The sequence below is a fragment of the Burkholderia sp. LAS2 genome (assembly GCF_018417615.1).
GTDB lineage: Bacteria > Pseudomonadota > Gammaproteobacteria > Burkholderiales > Burkholderiaceae > Burkholderia > Burkholderia sola.
In genome coordinates, this window is sequence record NZ_CP071052.1 from 1223142 (window position 1) to 1245620 (window position 22479).

General features: G+C 67.0%; 20 protein-coding genes and 1 pseudogene. 7 read left to right on the plus strand and 14 right to left on the minus strand.

The window, feature by feature from the left end:
• Window positions 1-4: 4 nt before the first annotated feature.
• From JYG37_RS05670 to JYG37_RS05685, 4 genes are all read left to right on the plus strand, one after another.
• The gene (locus JYG37_RS05670) at window positions 5-427 is read left to right on the plus strand and encodes a thioredoxin family protein (protein ID WP_124630602.1); all 423 of its coding nucleotides are present in this window, start codon (window positions 5-7) and stop codon (window positions 425-427) included.
• A gap of 161 nt (window positions 428-588) precedes the next feature.
• Window positions 589-2541, plus strand: a complete 1953-nt coding sequence (gene dnaK / locus JYG37_RS05675; protein ID WP_050011766.1) for a molecular chaperone DnaK — start codon at window positions 589-591, stop codon at window positions 2539-2541.
• Between the two features lie 253 nt (window positions 2542-2794).
• A complete protein-coding gene (gene dnaJ, locus JYG37_RS05680; RefSeq protein WP_050011765.1) occupies window positions 2795-3931 on the plus strand; it encodes a molecular chaperone DnaJ in 1137 nt (378 codons plus the stop codon).
• Between the two features lie 4 nt (window positions 3932-3935).
• Window positions 3936-5861 (plus strand): chorismate-binding protein, encoded by a 1926-nt coding sequence (locus JYG37_RS05685; RefSeq protein ID WP_176015559.1) that lies wholly within the window; start codon window positions 3936-3938, stop codon window positions 5859-5861.
• A gap of 437 nt (window positions 5862-6298) precedes the next feature.
• On the opposite strand, the gene panB is transcribed toward JYG37_RS05685, so the two are convergent.
• Genes panB through hda form a run of 6 tightly spaced genes read right to left on the minus strand, consistent with a single transcriptional unit; the run spans window position 6299 to window position 11392 of the window.
• Window positions 6299-7114 carry a 3-methyl-2-oxobutanoate hydroxymethyltransferase gene (gene panB / locus JYG37_RS05690; protein ID WP_089488184.1) on the minus strand — a complete coding sequence of 272 codons (816 nt, stop codon included), beginning with the start codon at window positions 7112-7114 and terminating at the stop codon, window positions 6299-6301.
• A 43-nt stretch (window positions 7115-7157) separates the two neighbouring features.
• Window positions 7158-7844, minus strand: coding sequence for a deoxynucleoside kinase (locus tag JYG37_RS05695; protein ID WP_050011762.1), 687 nt, complete (start codon window positions 7842-7844; stop codon window positions 7158-7160).
• Window positions 7841-8383 (minus strand): 2-amino-4-hydroxy-6-hydroxymethyldihydropteridine diphosphokinase, encoded by a 543-nt coding sequence (gene folK / locus JYG37_RS05700; protein WP_034187173.1) that lies wholly within the window; start codon window positions 8381-8383, stop codon window positions 7841-7843. The genes JYG37_RS05695 and folK overlap by 4 nt, the downstream gene beginning before the upstream one ends.
• A 35-nt stretch (window positions 8384-8418) precedes the next feature.
• Window positions 8419-9963, minus strand: a complete 1545-nt coding sequence (gene pcnB, locus JYG37_RS05705) for a polynucleotide adenylyltransferase PcnB (RefSeq protein ID WP_124630604.1) — start codon at window positions 9961-9963, stop codon at window positions 8419-8421.
• 5 nt (window positions 9964-9968) lie between these two features.
• Window positions 9969-10646, minus strand: coding sequence for a histidinol-phosphatase (locus JYG37_RS05710; protein WP_050011760.1), 678 nt, complete (start codon window positions 10644-10646; stop codon window positions 9969-9971).
• A gap of 11 nt (window positions 10647-10657) precedes the next feature.
• Complete coding sequence (hda, locus tag JYG37_RS05715; RefSeq protein ID WP_034200992.1) at window positions 10658-11392, minus strand: DnaA regulatory inactivator Hda; 735 nt, start codon at window positions 11390-11392, stop codon at window positions 10658-10660.
• Window positions 11393-11645: 253 nt separating this feature from the next.
• On the opposite strand from hda, the gene purM reads away from it, so the two are divergent.
• Window positions 11646-12701 (plus strand): phosphoribosylformylglycinamidine cyclo-ligase, encoded by a 1056-nt coding sequence (purM, locus tag JYG37_RS05720; RefSeq protein WP_050011759.1) that lies wholly within the window; start codon window positions 11646-11648, stop codon window positions 12699-12701.
• 95 nt (window positions 12702-12796) lie between these two features.
• Here purM and tet read toward each other — a convergent pair whose 3' ends face one another.
• Complete coding sequence (gene tet / locus JYG37_RS05725) at window positions 12797-13990, minus strand: Tet(A)/Tet(B)/Tet(C) family tetracycline efflux MFS transporter (RefSeq protein WP_089488185.1); 1194 nt, start codon at window positions 13988-13990, stop codon at window positions 12797-12799.
• Between the two features lie 62 nt (window positions 13991-14052).
• Here tet and tetR point away from each other — a divergent pair, with 62 nt between their 5' ends.
• Window positions 14053-14685 (plus strand): tetracycline resistance transcriptional repressor TetR, encoded by a 633-nt coding sequence (gene tetR, locus JYG37_RS05730; protein WP_213345931.1) that lies wholly within the window; start codon window positions 14053-14055, stop codon window positions 14683-14685.
• Between the two features lie 4 nt (window positions 14686-14689).
• Here tetR and miaA read toward each other — a convergent pair whose 3' ends face one another.
• Together miaA and mutL are read right to left on the minus strand one after the other, a co-directional pair.
• Window positions 14690-15664 (minus strand): tRNA (adenosine(37)-N6)-dimethylallyltransferase MiaA, encoded by a 975-nt coding sequence (gene miaA, locus JYG37_RS05735; protein ID WP_050011756.1) that lies wholly within the window; start codon window positions 15662-15664, stop codon window positions 14690-14692.
• The gene (gene mutL / locus JYG37_RS05740; RefSeq protein ID WP_050011755.1) at window positions 15661-17679 is read right to left on the minus strand and encodes a DNA mismatch repair endonuclease MutL; all 2019 of its coding nucleotides are present in this window, start codon (window positions 17677-17679) and stop codon (window positions 15661-15663) included. Before mutL ends, miaA begins: the two co-directional genes overlap by 4 nt.
• Before the next feature lie 183 nt (window positions 17680-17862).
• Here mutL and JYG37_RS05745 point away from each other — a divergent pair, with 183 nt between their 5' ends.
• Window positions 17863-18546 (plus strand): DedA family protein, encoded by a 684-nt coding sequence (locus tag JYG37_RS05745; protein WP_050011754.1) that lies wholly within the window; start codon window positions 17863-17865, stop codon window positions 18544-18546.
• Between the two features lie 89 nt (window positions 18547-18635).
• Here JYG37_RS05745 and JYG37_RS05750 read toward each other — a convergent pair whose 3' ends face one another.
• The 5 genes and pseudogenes from JYG37_RS05750 to JYG37_RS05770 form a co-directional block, all read right to left on the minus strand.
• Window positions 18636-19448, minus strand: coding sequence for a mechanosensitive ion channel family protein (locus JYG37_RS05750; protein ID WP_050011753.1), 813 nt, complete (start codon window positions 19446-19448; stop codon window positions 18636-18638).
• Between the two features lie 188 nt (window positions 19449-19636).
• Window positions 19637-19798 (minus strand): annotated as a pseudogene (locus JYG37_RS05755) (mannose-1-phosphate guanylyltransferase/mannose-6-phosphate isomerase); the annotation flags it as partial.
• A gap of 85 nt (window positions 19799-19883) precedes the next feature.
• Complete coding sequence (gene cysC, locus JYG37_RS05760) at window positions 19884-20447, minus strand: adenylyl-sulfate kinase (protein ID WP_050011752.1); 564 nt, start codon at window positions 20445-20447, stop codon at window positions 19884-19886.
• Window positions 20448-21019: 572 nt separating this feature from the next.
• Window positions 21020-21853 (minus strand): class II glutamine amidotransferase, encoded by an 834-nt coding sequence (locus JYG37_RS05765; RefSeq protein ID WP_213346083.1) that lies wholly within the window; start codon window positions 21851-21853, stop codon window positions 21020-21022.
• Between the two features lie 201 nt (window positions 21854-22054).
• Complete coding sequence (locus JYG37_RS05770) at window positions 22055-22384, minus strand: carboxymuconolactone decarboxylase family protein (RefSeq protein ID WP_027788276.1); 330 nt, start codon at window positions 22382-22384, stop codon at window positions 22055-22057.
• Window positions 22385-22479 lie beyond the last annotated feature (95 nt).

Here is a 22479-nt window from a genome sequence, read left to right on the forward strand (position 1 = left end):
GGAGATGGTGCCCGCCGGCGTCGATCCGGCCGCGTTCGACGCGTTCGACATGCAGGCGCTCGACGCCGGCACGTTCGACGCGGCCATCGACGGCGCGGGCGATGCGCTGGCCGTGGTGTTCTTCTGGGGCGTCGACTGCTTCAACTGCGAGATCGCGAAGAAGGCGATGCTCGCGCAGCCCGACGCGATCCGCGCGCTGGACCTGAAGTGGTTCCATTGCAACGTGTACGAACATCATCAGCTGGGGCGCCGCTTCGGATTGCACGGCGTGCCGACGTGGTTCTTCTTCCATCGCGGCAAGCGGCTGGGCCGCGCGACGGGCTGGCATGGCCTCGCCCAGTTCCAGGCGGCCGTCGCGGCGGCACGCGCGAAGATCGTGTCGGGCGGCGATCCGTCGGGCGGCGATTCGTCGGGTGCGATCCGCTAGCCGGCGGCGATTGAAAAAATTTAATATCCGCATCGCTCGTCGGGTCTTGAAAACGGATCGGACGGACGCATTTCGGGAACAGAGTTGAATTCTGGCGTGCGAAACCGCCCAAAACGCGGGGTTTCGTGCAGCAAACAAGCATTTCTGGAGATTAGGAAAAAATGGGAAAGATCATCGGTATTGACCTCGGCACCACGAACTCGTGCGTCGCGATCATGGAAGGCAACCAGGTCAAGGTCATCGAGAACTCGGAAGGCACGCGCACCACGCCGTCGATCATCGCGTACATGGACGACAACGAAGTGCTGGTCGGCGCGCCGGCCAAGCGTCAGTCGGTGACCAACCCGAAGAACACGCTGTTCGCGGTGAAGCGCCTGATCGGCCGCCGCTTCGAAGAGAAGGAAGTCCAGAAGGACATCGGCCTGATGCCGTACTCGATCATCAAGGCCGACAACGGCGATGCATGGGTCGAAGCGCACGGCGAAAAGCTCGCGCCGCCGCAGGTGTCGGCCGAAGTGCTGCGCAAGATGAAGAAGACGGCCGAAGACTACCTCGGCGAGCCGGTCACGGAAGCCGTGATCACGGTGCCGGCGTACTTCAACGACAGCCAGCGCCAGGCGACCAAGGACGCCGGCCGCATCGCGGGCCTCGAAGTCAAGCGGATCATCAACGAGCCGACGGCGGCCGCACTCGCGTTCGGTCTCGACAAGGTCGAGAAGGGCGACCGCAAGATCGCCGTGTATGACCTCGGCGGCGGCACGTTCGACGTGTCGATCATCGAGATCGCGGACGTCGACGGCGAAATGCAGTTCGAAGTGCTGTCGACCAACGGCGACACGTTCCTCGGCGGCGAAGACTTCGACCAGCGCATCATCGATTACATCATCGGCGAGTTCAAGAAGGAGCAGGGCGTCGACCTGTCGAAGGACGTGCTCGCGCTGCAGCGCCTGAAGGAAGCCGCCGAAAAGGCGAAGATCGAGCTGTCGTCGGGACAGCAGACCGAAATCAACCTGCCGTACATCACGGCGGACGCGTCGGGTCCGAAGCACTTGAACCTGAAGATCACCCGCGCGAAGCTGGAAGCGCTGGTGGAAGACCTCGTCGAGCGCACGATCGAACCGTGCCGCATCGCGATCAAGGACGCAGGCGTCAAGGTGTCGGACATCGACGACGTGATCCTGGTCGGCGGCCAGACGCGCATGCCGAAGGTCATGGAGAAGGTGAAGGAGTTCTTCGGCAAGGATCCGCGCCGTGACGTGAACCCGGACGAAGCCGTCGCGGTCGGCGCGGCGATCCAGGGCCAGGTGCTGTCGGGCGACCGCAAGGACGTGCTGCTGCTCGACGTGACCCCGCTGTCGCTCGGTATCGAGACGCTCGGCGGCGTGATGACGAAGATGATCAACAAGAACACCACGATCCCGACGAAGCACGCGCAAGTGTATTCGACGGCGGACGACAACCAGGGCGCCGTGACGATCAAGGTGTTCCAGGGCGAACGCGAAATGGCGGCGGGCAACAAGCTGCTCGGCGAGTTCAACCTCGAAGGCATCCCGCCGGCACCGCGCGGCGTGCCGCAGATCGAAGTGACCTTCGACATCGACGCGAACGGCATCCTGCACGTCGGCGCGAAGGACAAGGCGACCGGCAAGGAAAACAAGATCACGATCAAGGCGAACTCGGGCCTGTCCGAGGCTGAAATCGACCAGATGATCAAGGACGCGGAAGCGAACGCAGCGGAAGACCACAAGCTGCGCGAGCTGGCCGATTCGCGCAACCAGGGCGACGCGCTCGTCCACAGCACGAAGAAGGCGCTGACCGAGTACGGCGACAAGCTGGACGCGGCCGAGAAGGAAGCGATCGAAGCGGCGCTGAAGTCGCTCGAGGACGCGCTGAAGGACACGTCGGCCGACAAGGCGGCGCTCGACGCGAAGGTCGAGGAGCTCGGCAAGGTCTCGCAGAAGCTCGGCGAGAAGATGTACGCCGACATGCAGGCCCAGCAGGCGGGTGCGGCCGGCGCGGCCGGTGCGACGGAAGGCGCGGCTCATGCGGGTGGTGCGCAACAGGCTGCCGACGACGTCGTCGACGCCGAGTTCAAGGAAGTGAAGAAAGACTAAGCCGGGTTGCCATGGCACCGCACGCCGCGCGCGACACGCGCGCGGCGCGGCTGAACAGCGGTCTGTCTTTCCTTCCGGATGGCCGGATCGACTCCACGCCTGGCGGGCTTCGCGGCCCTCCGGGCACATTTGTTTTTTGGCGGGTGCTGCGCGAGCCGTCCGCGGACGGTGCAGCGCCAGACGAGTCGAGAGACTTTACTGCGGGCGAAAGGAGCCGCCGCGTGCGCGATGCGTGGCGGCACAGTGAATCGATATGGCGAAACGGGATTACTACGAGGTTCTGGGCGTCGCGAAGAATGCGAGCGACGACGAAATCAAGAAGGCATATCGCAAGCTTGCGATGAAGTACCACCCTGACCGCAATCCGGACAGCAAGGATGCGGAAGAGCATTTCAAGGAGGCGAAGGAAGCCTATGAAATGCTGTCGGATGGTCAGAAGCGGGCCGCGTACGACCAGTACGGCCACGCGGGCGTCGATCCGAACATGGGCGGTGCGGGTGCACAAGGCTTCGGCGGCTTCGCGGATGCATTCGGCGACATCTTCGGCGACATCTTCGGCCAGGCCGCGGGCGGCGCCGCCCGGGGCGGCCGCGGCGGCCCGCAGGTGTATCGCGGCGCCGACCTGCGCTACAGCATGGAAATCACGCTCGAGCAGGCCGCGCACGGCTACGACACGCAGATTCGCGTGCCGAGCTGGGTGTCGTGCGAAGTCTGCCACGGGTCGGGCGCGAAGCCCGGCACGAAGCCGGAAACCTGCCCGACCTGTCACGGCCAAGGCACGGTGCGCATGTCGCAGGGTTTTTTCAGCATCCAGCAGACCTGCCCGAAGTGCCATGGCACGGGTACCTACATCCCCGAGCCGTGCGCGCATTGCCACGGGTCGGGCAAGGTGAAGGAAACCAAGACGCTCGAAGTGAAGATCCCGGCCGGGATCGACGACGGGATGCGGATCCGCTCGGCCGGCAACGGCGAGCCGGGCATCAACGGCGGGCCGCCGGGCGACCTGTACGTCGAGATCCACATCAAGCCGCACTCGGTGTTCGAGCGCGACGGCGACGATCTCCACTGCCAGATGCCGATCCCGTTCACGACCGCCGCACTCGGCGGCGAGATCGAGGTGCCGACGCTGGCCGGCCGTGCGTCGTTCCCGGTGCCGGAAGGCACGCAGTCGGGCAAGACGTTCCGCCTGCGCGGCAAGGGCATCAAGGGGCTGCGCTCGAGCATCGCGGGCGATCTGTACGTGCACGTGCAGGTCGAGACGCCCGTGAAGCTGACCGACACCCAGCGCGACCTGCTCAAGCAGTTCGAGAAGTCGCTGGCCGAGGGCGGCGCGCGTCACAGCCCGCAGAGCAAGAGCTGGTTCGACCGTGTGAAGAGCTTCTTCGAGTAATGGCATGACTGAAGGCAACGAGAGCGCGTCGTTCGCGCTCTTGGACGATTGCGACTCGACCGCGTCCGCGCGGTCGAGTCGTTTGTATTCGGGCTTCGTGCACGAACGCGTGTGCACGGACCCGGCGCAGCTCGACGCGATCGATGCGGCGGTGGCGCAGGATCTGCGCGACGGGCTGCATGCGGTCGTCGTCGGCGATTACGAATTCGGACGCAACCTGCAACGAGCGCAGCCGGGCGATGCCCCGCTGCGCTTTTTGCTGTATGCGCGCTGCGAGCGCCTGTCGCGCGACGAAGTCGACGCGTGGCTCGTGCAGCAGGACGGCGGCGGTACGCCGTCGATCGCGGGCGTCGCGCATGTCGCGAAGAGCGTGTCGCGCGATGCGTTCGACGCGGCGATCGCCGCGGTGCACGACGCGCTGCGTGCGGGCGATTCGTATCAGGTCAATTACACGTACCGGCTGAATTTCGATGTGTTCGGCACGCCGCTCGCGCTGTACCGGCGGCTGCGCGCGCGCCAGCCGGTGCGGTACGGCGCGCTGATCGCGCTGCCCGACGGCGCATGGGTCGTATCGTGCTCGCCGGAGCTGTTCGTCGAGAAGCACGGCGATGTACTGCGTGCGCGGCCGATGAAGGGCACCGCACCGCGTTCGGCCGATCCGCGCGAAGATGCGGCCGCCGCCGCGTTCCTCGCGAACGATCCGAAGAACCGCGCGGAAAACGTGATGATCGTCGACCTGCTGCGCAACGACGTGTCGCGGATCGCGCGCACGGGCAGCGTCAAGGTGCCGGCGCTGTTCTCGGTCGAGCCGTATGCGTCGGTGTGGCAGATGACGTCGACGGTCGAGGCCGGCTGGCGCGACGGCACGACGTTCGCGCAGATGCTGCGCGCGCTGTTCCCTTGTGGATCGATCACGGGCGCGCCGAAGTACAAGACGATGCAGTTGATCGACGCGATCGAGTCGACGCCGCGCGGGCTCTATACCGGCGCGATCGGCTGGCTCGATGCGCCGAAGGAAGACGCGGGCGATGCAACGCCCGACGGCGCGGCCGGTTGCGGCGATTTCTGCCTGTCGGTCGCGATTCGGACGCTGACGCTGGATGCGGACGGCGCTAGCAATGACACGGACGGCACGGGTACCACCACCGCGGCAGCCGGCCGGCGACGCGGCACGATGGGCGTCGGCGCGGGCATCGTGCTCGACAGCGTCGCGGCCGACGAATATGCGGAGTGCCAATTGAAAGCACGATTCCTGACGGACGCCGACCCCGGCTTCCAGTTGTTCGAAACGACGGCTGCCACGCGAACGGACGGCATCCGCCATCTCGATCGCCATCTCGCGCGGCTGCAACGCAGCACGGACGCATTCGGCTTCCGTTTCGACGCTGACGCGCTACGCCGGGAGATCGACGCACGCTGCGCGGCGCTCGACGGCGACGGCGCGTACCGGATGAAGCTCGCGCTGGCGAAGGACGGCACGATCGAGATCATCGCGGCGCCGCTCAAGCCGCTGCCGGCGGGGCCGGTCGGCGTGCTGCTGGCAGCCGAGCATGGCTTCGCGCCGACGCGCACCGACGACGCGCTGCTGCTGCACAAGACCACGCGCCGCGCCGAATACGACCGCGCGTGGCAGGCGGCGGAGGCGCTCGGCGGGTTCGACATGCTGTTCGTCAACGAGCGTGGCGAGGTGACGGAAGGCGGGCGCTCGAACGTGTTCGTGAAACTAAATGGTGTGTGGGTGACGCCACCGTTGTCGTGCGGCGTGCTGCCGGGCGTGATGCGCGGTGTGCTACTCGACGATCCGGCAGTAGGCGCCAAAGAGCGTGTGCTGACGCTCGACGATGTGCTGAACGCCGACGAGCTGATGATCTGCAATGCGTTGCGCGGGCCGATGGCAGCGCGGCTGATTCACGGCTGCGCACCGGCCTGAACGCGAATTACTTCTGCGGCGTACATTGCCAGCTTTGCACGACGGCGTGATCGGCTCGGGTAGCGGTCGTTCTCGAAAGTTGCAATGACGGTTCCGACGCGGATACTCCGGTCGCCGCCTGCTTTTTTTCGGTCGCCAGATGGCGGTAGGGCCGACGGAAGTATAGATCGTGACCAGCGCGACGCCCTCACCATCGCCTGCCAGCTTTGGCCCGACGAGTTCAGCCGCCTTTTCATACACATGAGCCATCTTTTGCCGCTCCTTCGATTGACGAAGGTTCGATGGTCGCCGCGACGAAGGCGTGTAGAAATAGGACGAGTTATAAAATACGCGTTGTCCGGTCATGCAGTACGAGAAACGGCGTACCGCATTGCCGGTCAGCTCAGCGAGTGTGCTGCAGCGAACGCCGGCAGTGCGCCACGGCGCTGCCGGCCCACTCAGAACGAGTGTTCCGGGCCCGGAAACGACCGATCCTTCACCGCGCTCACATAGGCTTCGACGGCCGCCTGAATGGTCGGCTGCCCGTGCATGAAATCCTTCACGAAGCGCGGCCGCTTGCCGGGAAACACGCCGAGCATGTCGTGCAGCACGAGCACCTGCCCCGAGCAGTCGGCGCCGGCGCCGATGCCGATCGTCGGGATCTTCAGCATGTGCGTGACTTCGGCCGCGACGAGCGTCGGTACCGCTTCGAGCACGACGAGCTGCGCACCGGCATCCTCGATCGCGCGCGCGTCGCGCAGCAATTGCGCGGCGCCGGCTTCGGTCTTGCCCTGCACCTTGAAGCCGCCGAACGCATGCACCGACTGCGGCGTGAGGCCGAGGTGCGCGCACACGGGCACCGAGCGTTCGACGAGGAAGCGGATCGTATCGGCGAGCCATTCGCCGCCTTCGAGCTTGACCATCTGCGCGCCCGCGCGCATCAGCTTGACCGCGTTCGCGAACGCGTCGGCCGGCGTCCCGTACGTGCCGAACGGCAGATCGGCGACGACGAGCGCGCGCGGCTGCGCCCGGGCGACACAGGCGGTGTGGTACGCGATGTCGTCGATCGACACGGGCAGCGTGGTCGAGTGGCCCTGCAGCACGTTGCCGAGCGAATCGCCGATCAGCAGCACGTCGGTGCCGGCGCGATCGAGCAGCGCGGAAAAGCTCGCGTCGTAGCACGTGAGCATCGCGATCTTCTCGCCGGCGTCGCGCATTGCCTGCAGCTTGGGGACCGTCACGGCAGGCCGGCTCGATTCCTGGAGATAGGTCATGGGAAATCCGGGTCGGTGGTGAGAAACGACAGGCGAGGACGCGTCAGCGCGTCGTCTCGCCCTTGACGAAGAATTCCTTGCGGCCGCGCATCGTCTCGATGCGCTCGACCAGCAGGGCGAGATCTTCGGGGGAATCCAGCGGGTTCAGGTGTTCGGCTGCGACCGTCAGCACCGGCGTGCGGTCGTAGTGGTAGAAGAATTCGTTGTACGCGTCGACGAGCGAGCGCAGGTACGCGTCGCTGATCTGCAGCTCCATCGGCGTCCCGCGCTTCTGGATGCGCGAGAACAGCACTTCGGGGCTGGCCTGCAGATAGACGACGAGATCGGGCGACGGCGCCTGCGGCACGTCGACGTGCGTGGCGACCGAGCGATACAGCTGCCACTCGTCTTCCGGCAGGTTCAGCCGCGCGAAGATGTCGTTCTTCTGCGGCATGAAATCGGCGATGACGGGGCGGCCCGTGTCGAGCGCACCGATCAGCTCGCGCGCCTGCTGCGCGCGCTGCAGCGCGAACGACAGCTGGACGGGCAACGCGTAGCGCGCGGTGTCGCGATAGAAGCGTTCGAGGAACGGGTTGTCCTGCGGGCGCTCGAGCAGCGTCTGCATCGACCAGCGCTCGCCGAGCAGCCGCGCGAGCGTCGTCTTGCCGACGCCGATCGGGCCTTCGATCACGAGATAGCGGTGCGGGGCGCGCAGGTCGGGCGCGGTGACGGTCAGCGGAGTCGAGTTCATCGGCAGCGGGTCTTGTCGGCGTCTTCGCCGGCAGCGAGCGCCTTTTGCATCGGGCACTGGCAGGTTTGCACCTTTTCGACGCGCTGATCCGCGACGGCGGCGAGAAAGGCGTCGGCACGGCCGCGCGCGGGGATGTCGAGCGCCGGCTCGATCTCGACGAGCGGCACGAGCGCGAACGCGCGGTCGGTGAGGCGCGGGTGCGGGACGATCAGGTCGGGTTCGTCGATCGAATCGGCGCCGAACAGCAGGATGTCGAGGTCGAGCGTGCGCGGCGCATTGCGATACGGGCGCTCGCGGCCGAAGTGATGTTCGATCTTCTGGCAGAGCGCGAGCAGCTCGCGGGCCGACAGCGTCGTGTCGAGCTTGACGACGCAGTTGTAGTAGTCGTCGCCGCCCGCTTCGAACGGCGCCGTGCGATACAGGCTCGATTTGCCGAGGATCGAGATGGTGCGCTGCTGCGCGAGGCACACCACCGCGTCCTTCAGGGTCTGGCGCGCATCGCCGAGATTCGCCCCCAGTCCGATATATGCAACCGTCATGGCATCACTTCCTACGTCGTTCGCCGGCGCGCGCGTCAGTCGTCGGAACCGCTCGCGGTATCTGGCGCCTGCTCGGCGGCACCTTCGCCCTGCTGGCGGTTTCGCGCACCGCCGCGGCGGCGCCGCTTGCGGGGCGATTTTTCCTTCGAGCCGCCCTGCGTGAGCAATGCCTCGCGAGCGGCCGCGTCGCCTTCGATGAAATCCGTCCACCACTGTCCGACTTCCGTCTCGAGCTCGCCGGATTCGCAGCGTAACAGGAGGAAATCATACCCCGCTCTAAACCTTTGGTGTTCCAGCAGCCGCATCGCGCTGCGGCCCGAGCGTTTCTCCAGGCGCAGCTGCAGGCCCCAGATCTCGCGCATGTCGGCCGAGTAGCGCTTGTGGATCGCAAGTTTCTCGGTCTGCATGTCGAGCACGTCGTCCATCGCGCGATGGAGCGCCGGCACCGGGATTTCGCCCGCCGCCGTGTATTGCTCGAAGCGCTGGCGCATGTCGTGCCACAGCAGCGTCGCGAACAGGAAGCCCGGCGACACCGGTTTGCCGGCGCGCACGCGCGCGTCGGTGTTGTTCAGCGCGAGCGTGATGAACTTCTCGCCCTGCGGCTGTTCGAGCACGACGTCGAGCAGCGGCAGCAGTCCGTGGTGCAGCCCTTCCTTGCGCAGCCGCTGCAGGCACGCGAGCGCGTGGCCCGACAGCAGCAGCTTCAGCATTTCGTCGAACAGGCGCGCGGCGGGCACGTTGTTGATCAGGTCGGCGAGCGCGTGGATCGGCTCGCGCGTATGCGGCTCGATCTCGAAATCGAGCTTCGCCGCGAAGCGCACGACGCGCAGCATCCGCACCGGATCCTCGCGAAAGCGCGTGGCCGGATCGCCGATCATCCGCAGCAGGCGGGCGCGTACGTCGGCCATCCCGTCGTGATAGTCGAGCACCGTCTGCGTCGACGGGTCGTAGTACATCGCGTTGATCGTGAAGTCGCGGCGCGCGGCGTCCTCGTGCTGCTCGCCCCACACGTTGTCGCGCAGCACGCGGCCGCTCGCATCGACCGCGTGCGTGCGGCGATCGAGCTCGTCGCGCTTCAGGCGCCTCGGCGGCTCGGCCGTGGCCGCGGCCGCCTCGGGCGGTGCGTCGACCAGCGCGCGGAACGTCGAGACCTCGATCAGTTCCTGGCCGAACTGCACGTGGACGATCTGGAAGCGGCGGCCGATCAGGCGCGCGCGGCGGAACAGGCGCTGCACCTCGGTCGGCGTCGCGTCGGTCGCGACGTCGAAGTCCTTCGGCGCGATGCCGAGCAGCAGGTCGCGCACCGCGCCGCCGACGATGAACGCGCGGAAACCCGCCTGCTGCAGCGTGTCGGTCACGCGCACCGCGTTCTTCGAGATCAGCGCCGGGTTGATACCGTGCACGCTGGCCGGCACGACGGTCGGCTCATGGTTGCTGCGCGGTTTCTTCGCGCCGCCGCCGCGGGCGCCCTTCGGCGCGCGCGGGGCAGCAGGGGCCGCTTCGTCGGCCGGGGCCGCCGCGGGGGACGTTTGCTCGGTTTCGTCCTGGCCGAGCAGCTTTCGAATGAATTTTTTGATCACGACGTTCAGAAGAGATCGAGGATACGCCAGCCGCGGGTGCTTGCATGCGCACGCAGCGTGTCGTCAGGGTTGGTCGCGATCGGGTCGGTGACTTTCTCGAGCAGCGGGATGTCGTTGTGCGAGTCGCTGTAGAAGTAGCTGTGTTCGAAGTCGTCCCAGTGCTTGCCGAGCGACGCGAGCCATGCTTCGGTGCGCACGATCTTGCCTTCGCGATAGCTCGGCGTGCCGGTCGGTCGGCCCGTGTACGGCGAATCGGGATGCCCGTCGGTCGTTTCGACCTCGCACGCGATCAGCGTGTCGACGCCGAACGCGGTCGCGATCGGGCGCGTGATGAATGCGTTGGTCGCGGTCACGACGCAGCACAGGTCGCCCGCATCGAGGTGCTTGCGTACCAGTTCGAGCGCGGCGGGCGTCATCGCGGGGCGGATCACCTCGTGCATGTACTGCTCGTGCCACTCGGCGAGTTGCGCGCGCGAATACTTCGCGAGCGGCGTGAGCATCGCGCACAGGTACGCATGGATGTCGAGCTGGCCGGCCTTGTAGTCGGCGAAGAACTGGTCGTTCTGACGCGAGAAGCTTTCCGCGTCGACGATGCCGAGCTTCACCATGAAGCGACCCCATTCGTGGTCGCTATCGGTCGGGATCAGCGTGTGATCGAGGTCAAAGAGTGCCAGATTAGTCATGGAAGCGCATTTTACTCGAAGCGGTTCGGGCCCGTGCCCGGTGGTGTGATGTCGTCGCCGGGACGCGCGAGCATCCGGCGCAGCAGCGGCAGCGTGACCGCGCGTTTCTGCTCGAGCGAGAAGCGGTCGAGCGCGTCGAGCAACGCCATCAGGCTCGGCATGTCGCGGCGGAAATGGGTCAGCAGGTACGCGGCGATGTCGTCGGTGAGCGCGATCCCGCGTTCCTTCGCGGCGAGCTTGAGCACCGCGATCTTGCCGGCGTCGGACGGCGGCGACAGGTGGAACACGAGCCCCCAGCCGAGCCGCGTGCGCAGATCCTCGCGCACGTCGAGCGCGAGCGGCGCCGCCGGGCCCGCCGCGACGAACGCGCTGGACGGATGCGCGCGCACTTCGTTGAACAGGTTGAACAGCGCGACCTGCTGCGTGTCGCTCATCCGGTCGCAGTCGTCGATCGCGTAGATGCCGATGCGCGGGTCGAACGTGAAGGCGCCGAGCGGGCTCTGCGGCGTCAGGTAGCGCGCATAGCCGTACGACGCGTCGCTCACGAGCGCCTGCAGCAGATGGGTGCGGCCGCTGCCGGGCTCGCCCCAGATATAGAACGACCGGTCCGGCACAGGGCCGGCCGCGAGCGCGAGATCGAGCTTCTGCAGGCGCGAGACGAGCTCGTCGTTCTCCTCGTTCATGATGAAGTTGTCGAACGTGGCGGGCGGCGGCGTGCCGAGATCGAGCGTCAGTTGACGGGACACAGCAGTCACAATGCGGATCGGTTGAAAAAACGCGTGCCGTACGCCGGGCACGCGCGGGGGAAGGCGCCTCGGCTGGCTTCACGCGCGACCGTACGCACGGCGGCGCGGCGCGGGTTTCGGCGCGCTTCGCCCGGCGATGAAAACGGGGACGTGTCGACCAAGATGCAATCCCTGACGATTCGGTGCTGGGAATTCCGGCCAACGGGCCGGCTTCGGGTAAAATCGCATTTTACCGACCTTCTCGCATTCCCCCATGAATCCTCCGAAATCCGCTCCCGACGCTCAAGGTCTGTCCTATCGCGACGCAGGTGTCGACATCGACGCAGGCGACGCGCTCATCGACAAGATCAAGCCTTTTGCGAAGAAAACCCTGCGCGACGGCGTGCTCGGCGGCATCGGCGGGTTCGGCGCGCTGTTCGAAGTGCCGAAGAAGTACCAGGAGCCCGTGCTCGTGTCGGGCACCGACGGCGTCGGCACCAAGCTCAAGCTGGCCTTTCATCTGAACAAACACGACACCGTCGGCCAGGATCTCGTCGCGATGAGCGTGAACGACATCCTCGTGCAGGGCGCCGAGCCGCTGTTCTTCCTCGACTACTTCGCATGCGGCAAGCTCGACGTCGATACGGCCGCCACTGTCGTCAAGGGCATCGCGCACGGCTGTGAACTGTCGGGCTGCGCGCTGATCGGCGGTGAAACGGCCGAAATGCCGGGCATGTACCCGGACGGCGAATACGACCTGGCCGGCTTCGCGGTCGGCGCGGTCGAGAAGAGCAAGATCATCGACGGCAGCACGATCGCCGAAGGCGACGTGGTGCTGGGCCTCGCATCGAGCGGCATCCACTCGAACGGCTTCTCGCTCGTGCGCAAGATCATCGAGCGCGCGAATCCGGACCTGTCGGCCGATTTCCACGGCCGCTCGCTGGCCGATACGCTGATGGCGCCGACGCGCATCTACGTGAAGCCGCTGCTCGCGCTGATGCAGAAGCTGTCGGTGAAGGGCATGGCGCACATCACCGGTGGCGGCCTCGTCGAGAACATCCCGCGCGTGCTGCGCGAAGGCCTCACCGCCGAGCTCGACCAGAACGCATGGCCGTTGCCGCCGCTGTTCAAGTGGCTGCAGGAGCACGGCGGCGTCGCCGACGCGGAAATGCACCGCGTATTCAACTGCGGGATCGGGATGGCCGTGATCGTCTCGGCGGCCGATGCCGACGCAGCGATCGCCGACCTGACCGCCGCCGGCGAACAGGTGTGGAAGATCGGCACCGTGCGGGCGACCCGCGAAGGCGAGGCGCAGACGGTCGTGGTCTGACGTACCGCAGGCAGATGCAGTAGGAAAAGCCGCCCGGAGTCGATCCGGGCGGTTTTTTTTCGGGCGCCGCGTGGCGGTCGGACGCGCGTCGACGCTTACGCGGACGCTCGCGGCGCGCTCGCCGGCCGCGCGCCGGCCAGCAACGGCGGCACGAACAGGTACAGCAGCGCGGCCGCGGCCCACACGAGGCCCGGCCACGTCGCACGCGTCGCCGCGTAGGTCGCGGTGACGACCAGCGGCCCCGCGACGCCGATCAGGCTCGCCACGCTCGCCAGCGTGCCCTGCAGTTCGCCCTGGCGTGCATCGTCGACCTGCCGCGCGAGCATCGCCTGCAACGCCGGCAGCGTCATGCCGCCGGCCGCGAACAGCGGCAGCAGCGCGAACGGCACCCATGTGGCGGTCGCGAACGCGATGACGGCCAGCCCGAGCGCATCGCCTGCAAGACCCAACGCGAGCGCGCGCCGCTCGCCGAGCCGCGCGATCAGCGGCCCGATCGCGAATGCCTGAGCGAGCGCGTGGCACGCGCCGTAACCGGCGAGCGACAACCCCGCGACCGGCGTCGACCAGCCGAAATGTTCCTGGCCGTACAGGATCCACAGCGTCGCGGGCGCCTGCGACACCAGCGCGACGATCACGTAGATGCCGACCAGCGGCGCGAGCGCGGGCGCACCGCTCAGCCGTCGCAGGCTCGCGAACGGATTGAGCGCGCTGGCCGTCCGGCCTTCGCGGGCCGAACGCGGCCGCGATTCCGGCAGTACGCGCCATACGAGCACGAGATTCAGCGCATTGAGCAACGCGGCCGCGACGAACGGCGCACGCAGGTGCAGCGCGCCGAGCAGCCCGCCGATCAGCGGGCCGGCGATGAAGCCGATGCCCATCATCGCGCCGAGCTGGCCGAAGCGCCGTGCGCGGTCGGGCTCGGCCGTCACGTCGGTCACGTACGCGGTCGCGACCGCGACGTTCGCGCCGCTGATGCCCGCGATCAGCCGGCCGACGTACAGCCACGCGAGTGTCGGCGCGAGCGCCATCAGCAGATAGTCGAGCGCGGCGCCCGCGAGCGATGCGAGCAGCACCGGGCGGCGGCCGAAACGGTCGCTCAGCGTGCCGAGCAGCGGCGCACACAGGAACTGCGCGAACGCGTACAGCGCGAGCAGGATGCCGTAGTGGGTGTCGGTGCTGCCCGCGGCGGCGAGCGAACGCAGCAGCCCGGGCAGGATCGGCATCACGATCCCGACGCCGATCGCGTCGAGCAGGACCGTGGCCAGGATGGCAATAAGGGACGGATTCAAGGGTATCACTCTATCGATGATAGAGTTCGAAGTATTCCACAGTTTCCCTATCGGTGATAGAGATGAAGGACACAGGCGCGCGGCTGACGCGCGACACGGTATTGTGCGCGGCGCTCGATTTGCTGAATGAGGTGGGGATCGACGGGCTGTCGACGCGGCGGCTCGCCGAACGGCTCGGCGTGCAGTCGCCGACGCTGTACTGGCATTTCAGGAACAAGGCCGAGCTGCTCGACGCGATGGCCGAGGCGATCATGCTCGAGCGTCACGGCGCGTCGCTGCCGCGGCCGGGCGACGTGTGGGATGCGTGGCTCGCGGAGAATGCGCGCAGTTTCCGCCGCGCGCTGCTGGCCTACCGCGACGGCGCGCGCCTGCACGCCGGCACGCGGCCGCGCGCGCTGCATTTCAGCTCGATCGAACGCAAGGTCGCGCTGCTGGGCGACGCGGGGTTCGCGCCGGACGAGGCGGTCGACGTGATGGTCGCGATCGGCCGCTTCGTGGTCGGATGGGTGCTGGAAGAGCAGGCGGGGCCGGGGGCAGGTGCCGATGCGCCGCTGCCGGATGCGGCCGAGTATCCGTTGTTCGCGAAAGGCTGGGCCGCGCTGCGCGAGCGCAGCGACGACGAAGCGTTCGAGCGCGGTATCGCGTGGATCGTCGACGGCGCCCGCGCGCGCCTGGCGGCGCGTCAGGCCGGCTGAGTGGTCAGCCCGGCGTGCGACCGTCCAGGACGCGTTCAAGCGCGTCGAGCGCGCGGGCCGTCGAATCCGGCGCGATGCAATCGACGACGATCCGCTCCGGCATCGCGCGCAGCCACGTGATCTGGCGCTTGCAAAGCTGACGTGTCGCGAAGATGCCCTTGTCGCGCATCGTCCGGTAGTCGGTGTCGCCGTCGAGGAATTCCCATGCTTGCCGGTAGCCGACGCAACGCATCGACGGCAGGTCGGGATGGAGATCGTCGCGGCGGCGCAGCCGTTCGACTTCGTCGATGAAGCCCGCGTCGAGCATCGCGTCGAAGCGCTGCGCGATCCGCGCGTGCAGTACCGCGCGGTCCGACGGCTCGAGCGCGACCGGCACGAAGCGGTATGCGGCGGCCGCATCGTCCGTGCGGCGCGGCGCGGCGAGCAGCGCCGACATCGGCTGCCCGCTCAACATGAAGATTTCGAGCGCACGCTGGATCCGCTGCGAATCGTTCGGCGCAAGCCGCGCGGCCGTGTCGGGGTCGACCTGCGCGAGCCGCGCGTGCAGCGCGGGCCAGCCATCGCGCGCGGCGTCGGCGTCGAGTGCCGCGCGGACCTCCGGATCGGCGCCCGGCAGGTCGTTGAGCCCTTGCGTCAGCGCCTTGTAGTACAGCATCGTGCCGCCCGCGAGCAACGGCGTGCGGCCGCGCGCGACGATCTCGCCGATCAGGCGCAGCGTGTCCGCGCGGAATTCCGCAGCCGAATACGCGTCGGCCGGGTCGATGATGTCGATCAGGTGATGCGGCACGCGCGCGCGCTCGTCGCGCGACGGTTTCGCGGTACCGATATCCATGTCGCGGTAGACGAGCGCCGAATCGACGCTGACGATCTCGATCGGGCGGCGCGCGGCGAGCGCCAGCGCCGCGGCGGTCTTCCCCGAAGCGGTGGGGCCGAGCAGGCAGGCGATCGTCGTCGGACGGGAGGGCGAAGCAGCGCTCATTGCCCGCGCATGAAGAGACGGTCGAGATCGTTCAGCGTGAGCTGATACCAGGTCGGCCGGCCGTGATTGCACTGGTCCGCGCGCTCGGTCGCCTCCATCTGGCGCAGCAGCGCGTTCATTTCGTCGAGCGTCAGGCGCCGGTTCGCGCGCACCGCGTGATGGCACGCGAGCGTGCCGAGCAGTTCGTGCTGGCGCTCGGTGAGCACGCGCGAGCCGCCGAACGCGTGCAGGTCGGCGAGCACCGCGCGCGCCAGCGACTGCAGGTCGGCGTCCTTCAGCAGCGCCGGCACCGCGCGGATCGCGAGCGTCGTCGGCGACAGCACCGCAAGGTCGAAGCCGAGCGATTCGAGCGTGTCGCGTTCTTCCTCGACCGTGCCGATCTCGACCGGCGTGGCCGTCATCGAGATCGGCAGCAGCAGCGACTGCACGGCGACCGTGCGGTCGGCGAGCGCGTTCTTGAACTGCTCGTACAGGATCCGCTCGTGCGCCGCGTGCATGTCGACGATCACGAGGCCGTATGCGTTCTGTGCCAGCACGTAGATCCCGTGGATCTGGCCGAGCGCGAAGCCGAGCGGCTGGTCGTCGTGCGCGCCGGCCGCGAGCGGCGACGCGGCGAAGCCCGGCAGCGGCGCGACCGGTGTGTCGGCCGGATCGGCCGCATCGCGGGCGATGAGCGTCGTGCCGTCCGGCGTGCCCGCGCCGCTGTCCTTGCGGCCGAACAGCGCGTCGTAGAGCGCGAGCGGCTGCGCGACGGGCAGCGTGCCTTGCGTCATCCGCGCCTGACGCATCCACGTGTTGCCGGACGACGATGACGATGACGATGACGACGACGAGAAGCCGCTGCCGCCGATTCCGCCGCTGCCGCCTGTCGCGTGGCCCGGGCTTTGGCCGAGCGGCGTGTCGAGGAACGACGACGGCCCGCGCGGCGCGGGTTCGAGATGCGCGGCATGGCCGCCCGCCGTGGTTTCCGGCGACGCGCCCGCATGGCGCGCGAGCGCCCGCTGGACCGCATGGAACACGTACTGGTGGATCGAGCGCGAATCGCGGAACCGCACTTCGATCTTCGACGGATGCACGTTCACGTCGACGGCTTCGGGCGGCAGGTCGAGGAACAGCACGTACGACGGATAGCGGTCGCCGTGCAGCACGTCCTCGTAGGCCGCACGCACCGCGTGCGTCAGCAGCTTGTCGCGCACGAAGCGGCCGTTCACGAAGAAATACTGCTGGTCGGCGCGCCCGCGGCTCGCGGTCGGCAAGCCGGCGCAGCCGTACACGGCGAGCGGGCCGGCCTGCTCGTCGAGCGGCAGGTGCGCGGTCGCGAAGCTGTCGCCGAGGATCTTCGCGACGCGCTGTGCGGGCTCGGTCGCATTCCAGTGCTCGACGGCCTTGCCGTTGTGCAGCACCGAGATCGCGACGTCCGGCCGCGCGAGCGCCGCGCGGCGGATCATTTCCAGGCAGTGGCCGAATTCGGTCTGCTCGCTCTTCAGGAACTTGCGTCGCGCGGGCGTGTTGAAGTACAGCTCGCGCACCTCGATCGTCGTGCCGATCGAGCCGGCGGCGGGCGACAGCACGCCCGTCTGCGCGTCGATCTTCATCGCGTGCGCGGCATCGGCCGTCCGGCTCGTGATCGACATCTCGGCGACCGACGCGATCGACGCGAGCGCTTCGCCGCGAAAACCGAGCGTCGCGACCGCCTCGAGCTCCTCGAGCGAGCGGATCTTGCTGGTCGCGTGGCGCATCAGCGCGAGCGCCAGTTCGTCCGGCGGAATCCCGCAGCCGTCGTCGGTGATCGAGATGCGCTTGACGCCGCCTTCTTCCAGCACGATGCGCAGCGTCGTTGCGCCGGCATCCATTGCGTTCTCGAGCAGTTCCTTGACGACCGACGCCGGGCGTTCGACGACCTCGCCGGCGGCGATCTGGCTGATCAGCTGGTCGGGCAGGGGCTGGATCGCGCGCAGCGGGCGCGCGGCGGGGGCGGGCGCGGCGCCCGCGGCCGTTTCGGTGATATCGGACATGGCCGAATTATAGCGAGGCCGCGAACGCATGCCGGGGCGGCCGACCGTTACGTTTTTTCACGGAGCCTTAAGGTAGTTTCGGTATCATCACCCCGTTGCACGCGCCGCCTTGGCTGGCGGCCGCCTCGGCCATGTCTGGCCTGTTCCGGCCGTTCCGGCCCCATCGCCTTCGAGGAATCGCATTTGGATACGCTGCTTCATTTCGTCAACCTTGTCCTGCATATCGACGCTTTCCTCGGCGATTTCATCCGGCAGTACGGTGCGTGGGTCTATCTCGTGCTGTTTCTGATCGTGTTCTGCGAGACGGGCCTCGTCGTGTTCCCGTTCCTGCCCGGCGATTCGCTGCTGTTCATCGGCGGCGCGTTCGCGGCGACGGGCGAAATGAACGTCGGCGCGCTGATCGTGCTGCTGCTCGTCGCGGCGATTACCGGCAACACCGTGAACTACCTGATCGGCCGCTGGGTCGGCCCGAAGGTGTTCAATACGCATATCCCGGTGCTCGAGCGCTTCCTCGATCGCGCCGCGCTACAGAAGACCCACTCGTTCTACGACAAGCACGGCGGCAAGACGATCGTGCTCGCGCGCTTCATTCCGGTCGTGCGCACGTTCGCGCCGTTCGTCGCGGGGGCGTCGTCGATGAGCGTCGGGCGCTTCCAGTTGTTCAACGTGATCGGCGCGCTGGTGTGGGTGCTGCTGCTCGTGCTGCTCGGTTATTTCTTCGGCAACATCCCGTTCGTCCGCCAGTACCTGAACGTGATCGTGCTGGTCGGGATCGGCGCGGCAATCGTGCCGGTCGCGCTCGGCGCGGTATGGAAGCTCGTGCGCGGGCGACGCTCGGACGGGACGCCGAAGGCGGGCGGGCGCTGACGCGGCGCGCTTCGGCGCAATGAAAAAGCGTGGCAGTTTACGGCTGCCACGCTTTTTTTTTCGTCCGTGCGGTTCGGCCGCTGCTTTCGTCACGCGTTGCGTTGCGAGACCGGCGTTTCGGGCGTCGGATAGCCGGCTTCGCGGAACGTGTCGAGAATCACGCGGTGGGTGTCGCAGTACACCTGCCAGTAGTTCTCCGGCTGAGTCGACGGGCGCACGAACAGCAGCGGGCCTTCCGGCGTGAACTGCAGCACGCCGACGTCCGGCGCCGGTACCTTCAGCACGTTCGGAACCAGCTGGATCTGCGTCTTCAGGCGGTTGATCGCATCGGCCGCGTCGACGCTGTGCGCGATCTTCGCGGTCAGGTCGACGCGGCGGTGCGGCGTCGCGCTGTAGTTCGCGATGTTGTCCGAGAAGATCTTGTTGTTGCCGACGATCGTCACGATGTTGTCGGCGGTGATGATCGTCGTGCCGAACAGGCCGAGCTCCTTCACGGTGCCCGTGACGCCGCCCGCGCTGATTACGTCGCCGATCTTGAACGGGCGCAGCACCTGCATGAACACGCCGGCGGCGAAATGCGCGAGCAGGCCGCCCCAGGCGGTGCCGATCGCGAGACCGAGGCCGGCGAGCAGCGCGGCGAACGAGGTCGTCTGTACGCCGAAGATCTGCAGGATCGCGAGGATCAGCAGGATCGTCAGCAGCACGCCGACGACGGAGGTCAGGTAGTCGGTGAGCGTCGGGTCGACCTTGCCGCTGCGGCGAACGACCTTGCCGAGCAGGCGGGTACCGATGCGGATCGCCCAGCGGCCGACGAACCACAACACGATCGCGGCGAGGAGGTTGAGGCCGAAGTCGAGGCCGCGGGTCATCAGGAATTGCTGGGCGGTGGCGAGATCGATCACGCGTTCTCCGAAGTCGAGGGTAAAAGGGCGGCGCATGCGCCGGAATGGGAGGCGCTTTTATAACCTGACCTGTGAAGCGCGGGCAACCGGGCTGACATTGGTTGACGTAATGAAAAGCGGGCAGGACGTGGGTGCGTGCCGCCCGTTCGAGGTCCGGCCTGTCGTGGCGCGCGCCGGTGTAGCGTCGCTCACCGCGCTGCGCGCCCGTAGGTGTCCTCGAAGCGGACGATGTCGTCTTCGCCGAGATATGCGCCCGACTGGACTTCGATCGGTTCGAGCGGAATCGTGCTGGGGTTCGTCAGCCGGTGGGTCGCGCCGAGCGGGATGTAGGTCGACTGGTTTTCGGTCAGGTCGCGCCGCGGTGGCCGACGATGGCGCGATGTTCGCGGCGATGGAGGTTCACGACGGGCAGCGGACGACGGTCGACGACGTGCATCAGCCGTTCAACGGCAATTTCTGCATGATCGCGTGCACGCATTCCCGCGGACCTGCTTCGCCCGTGCGGACGTGCACGTCGGGCGATACCGGTTTTTCATAGGTCGATTCGATGCCGGTGAACTGCCGAAGCGTCCCTTGCCTTGCCCGCGCATAGAGCCCTTTGGGGTCGCGCGCTTCCGCCACATCCAGCGCAACGTCGACGAAGACTTCGAAAAACATGCCCTGCGGGAAGCGGGCGCGCGCTTTGGCGCGTGCGTCCCGAAACGGCGAGATCAGCGCAACGATGACGACGAGCCCGGCAGCCACCATCAGGCGCGCGACCTCGGCCGTCCGACGAATGTTCTCGTGGCGGTCTGCGTCGCTGAATCCGAGATCCTGGTTCAATCCTTCGCGAAGCTGGTCGCCGTCCAGCAGAAAAGTCCGAAGGCCGTGTGCATCGAGCTGTTCCTTCAGAAGATTCGACAGCGTCGATTTACCGGCACCGGACACCCCGGTGAGCCATACCACGAACGCATGGTCCTGCTTCATGCTGGAAAGCACGGATTGATTGCCCGTCGACATGACAGGGCGGGAATTGGAGCGATCTTGCGTCATCTCGGATTCGATGTGCCGGTAACGGCGTCGTACATTATTGATGCGAATTCATTCGTCGCCGAATTGTAACGGCGCCTTTAAAAATTGGTAAGTTGAATATTTTGATCGGGAATAAGCGCTTGCCTTCAAGCGGCGCGATGGTGTGCGCACCGCGTCCGTCCGGTAATGATTGCCGGCCCGTTGTAATGATTCGAAATAATGTGCGTGGTCGACAGGGTTCTCGACCGCATGTCGATTTATCGACCTGGATTCGGGGGTCGACATGAAGTCACAAGGGCATTAATTTTTTATTCGGCGAAATATCGCAATAGCCAGCACGGGCTGCTTTGTGATGCGTCTCTGTCACTTATTATCGAATTGGGGAATTATCCGAGGGCATGTTTTCCGACCTTATTTGCCGGGCGACGATTGGCGTCCCTTCCGATTGCGTCGGCAGCACCGAGCGCCGGCCCCGTTGAAAGCCGGATCGCCGCGATTGCCCTGTCGCGCTGAAGTATCGGCTACCTGAATACGCTGGATTTCGTCAGGACTGCGGCACGTCATTTGTGCCGCGGCCCGAACGGCCGCTGCTGCACATCGGCGCCGTGCGCGACGATCGCCATGCCCTCCGGCACTTCCTCCCACGCGCCGCGCAGGTCGACGAGCGGCTCCGACACGACCATGAACGCATCGTCGCCGGCTTCCGCGATGCGCGGGTTATGCGGATACAGCGCGTGCAGGTGCTTGAACGACGTGCTGTGGAACAGCGAGCGCGATTGCCGTTCGCTCGAATAGCGCGCCGCGACGATCCGTTCGCCGTCGGTCGCGCAGATCGTCATGTTGAGCGGATCGGCGACGCGATGCCGCGCGGCGGTTTCCTCCACCACGCCGACCATCCGTTCGAGCGCCGGCAGCGGCGCCTGCTCGAGACCGTACGTCAGCGCGAGGCGGAACATCAGTTCGGAGTCGGTCGAGCCTTCGAGCGTCGGGAACAGCGCGGGATCGACCTTCATCGTCAGGTCGCGGCGCAGCTTGTGGAAGTCGCGGATCAGCCCGTTGTGCGCGAACAGCCAGCGGCCGTGGCGGAACGGATGGCAGTTGGTTTCCTGCACGGGCGTGTCGGTCGCCGCGCGAATGTGCGCGATGAACATCGGCGAGCGGATCGCACGCGCGGCCTCGCGCAGGTTGCGGTCGTTCCAGGCGGGATGCACGGAGCGATAGCGGAACGGAAGTTCGTCGGGATGCCCGTACCAGCCGATGCCGAAGCCGTCGCCGTTGGTGGTCGTCGCGCCCAGCTCCGAATGCAGGCTCTGGTCGATCAGCGAATGCGTCGCGCGGAACAGCACGGTTTCCAGATGGATCGGATTACCCGTATAAGCGAGCCAGCGGCACATGGAGCGCTCCTTCACGATGTATCGTTCGTGCATGGTAGCCGACTCCGCGACGCCTACGCGTCCACGCGAGTCGCCACATTCGTCACACATGGCAGGCCCATACGCGCGATGCGCAATCGCCCAGCCGGCGGCCGGGCGCCACGCAGCGCAACGCAACAATGAATGGGGTGCGGCACGACGATCGTGCCGCACCGCGCCGGCTCAGTCGCCGAGCGCGTCCATCACGCGCGCCGAATAGACGAGCGCCGCGCCCGCATTCAACGCGATCGCGACGCCGAGCGCTTCCGCCACTTCCTCCTTGGTCGCGCCATGCTTGGCCGCTTCGGCCGTATGCACGGCGATACAGCCGTCGCAGCGCGTCGTGACGGCCACCGCGAGCGCGATCAGCTCGCGCGTTTTCGCGTCGAGATGGCCCGTCTTGGCGCCGGCGCCGGCCAGCGCCTGGTAGCCGGCCAGCGTATCGGGCGACAGCTTGGCGATGTCGCCGATACGCGTCGAGAGTTCCTTCCGGTATTCGTTCCAGTTCAGCATGATGCGTCCTTGTCGAGAAGAGTGAGGAGGGCGGCGGGCGCCGCGATCTCGGGCGATGCAACGCTATTCTGATCGCTGTCGAGGAGAGTGTGGAT

What these genes read in the sequence shown, in the direction of transcription:
- JYG37_RS05670 (WP_124630602.1), top strand. Translation starts at nt 5, where the DNA reads ATGGTGCCCGCCGGCGTCGATCCGGCCGCGTTCGACGCGTTCGACATG.
- dnaK (WP_050011766.1), top strand. Translation starts at nt 589, where the DNA reads ATGGGAAAGATCATCGGTATTGACCTCGGCACCACGAACTCGTGCGTC.
- dnaJ (WP_050011765.1), top strand. Translation starts at nt 2,795, where the DNA reads ATGGCGAAACGGGATTACTACGAGGTTCTGGGCGTCGCGAAGAATGCG.
- JYG37_RS05685 (WP_176015559.1), top strand. Translation starts at nt 3,936, where the DNA reads ATGACTGAAGGCAACGAGAGCGCGTCGTTCGCGCTCTTGGACGATTGC.
- panB (WP_089488184.1), bottom strand. Translation starts at nt 7,114, where the DNA reads ATGACCTATCTCCAGGAATCGAGCCGGCCTGCCGTGACGGTCCCCAAG.
- JYG37_RS05695 (WP_050011762.1), bottom strand. Translation starts at nt 7,844, where the DNA reads ATGAACTCGACTCCGCTGACCGTCACCGCGCCCGACCTGCGCGCCCCG.
- folK (WP_034187173.1), bottom strand. Translation starts at nt 8,383, where the DNA reads ATGACGGTTGCATATATCGGACTGGGGGCGAATCTCGGCGATGCGCGC.
- JYG37_RS05710 (WP_050011760.1), bottom strand. Translation starts at nt 10,646, where the DNA reads ATGACTAATCTGGCACTCTTTGACCTCGATCACACGCTGATCCCGACC.
- purM (WP_050011759.1), top strand. Translation starts at nt 11,646, where the DNA reads ATGAATCCTCCGAAATCCGCTCCCGACGCTCAAGGTCTGTCCTATCGC.
- tetR (WP_213345931.1), top strand. Translation starts at nt 14,053, where the DNA reads ATGAAGGACACAGGCGCGCGGCTGACGCGCGACACGGTATTGTGCGCG.
- miaA (WP_050011756.1), bottom strand. Translation starts at nt 15,664, where the DNA reads ATGAGCGCTGCTTCGCCCTCCCGTCCGACGACGATCGCCTGCCTGCTC.
- mutL (WP_050011755.1), bottom strand. Translation starts at nt 17,679, where the DNA reads ATGTCCGATATCACCGAAACGGCCGCGGGCGCCGCGCCCGCCCCCGCC.
- cysC (WP_050011752.1), bottom strand. Translation starts at nt 20,447, where the DNA reads ATGTCGACGGGCAATCAATCCGTGCTTTCCAGCATGAAGCAGGACCAT.
- JYG37_RS05765 (WP_213346083.1), bottom strand. Translation starts at nt 21,853, where the DNA reads ATGTGCCGCTGGCTCGCTTATACGGGTAATCCGATCCATCTGGAAACC.
- JYG37_RS05770 (WP_027788276.1), bottom strand. Translation starts at nt 22,384, where the DNA reads ATGCTGAACTGGAACGAATACCGGAAGGAACTCTCGACGCGTATCGGC.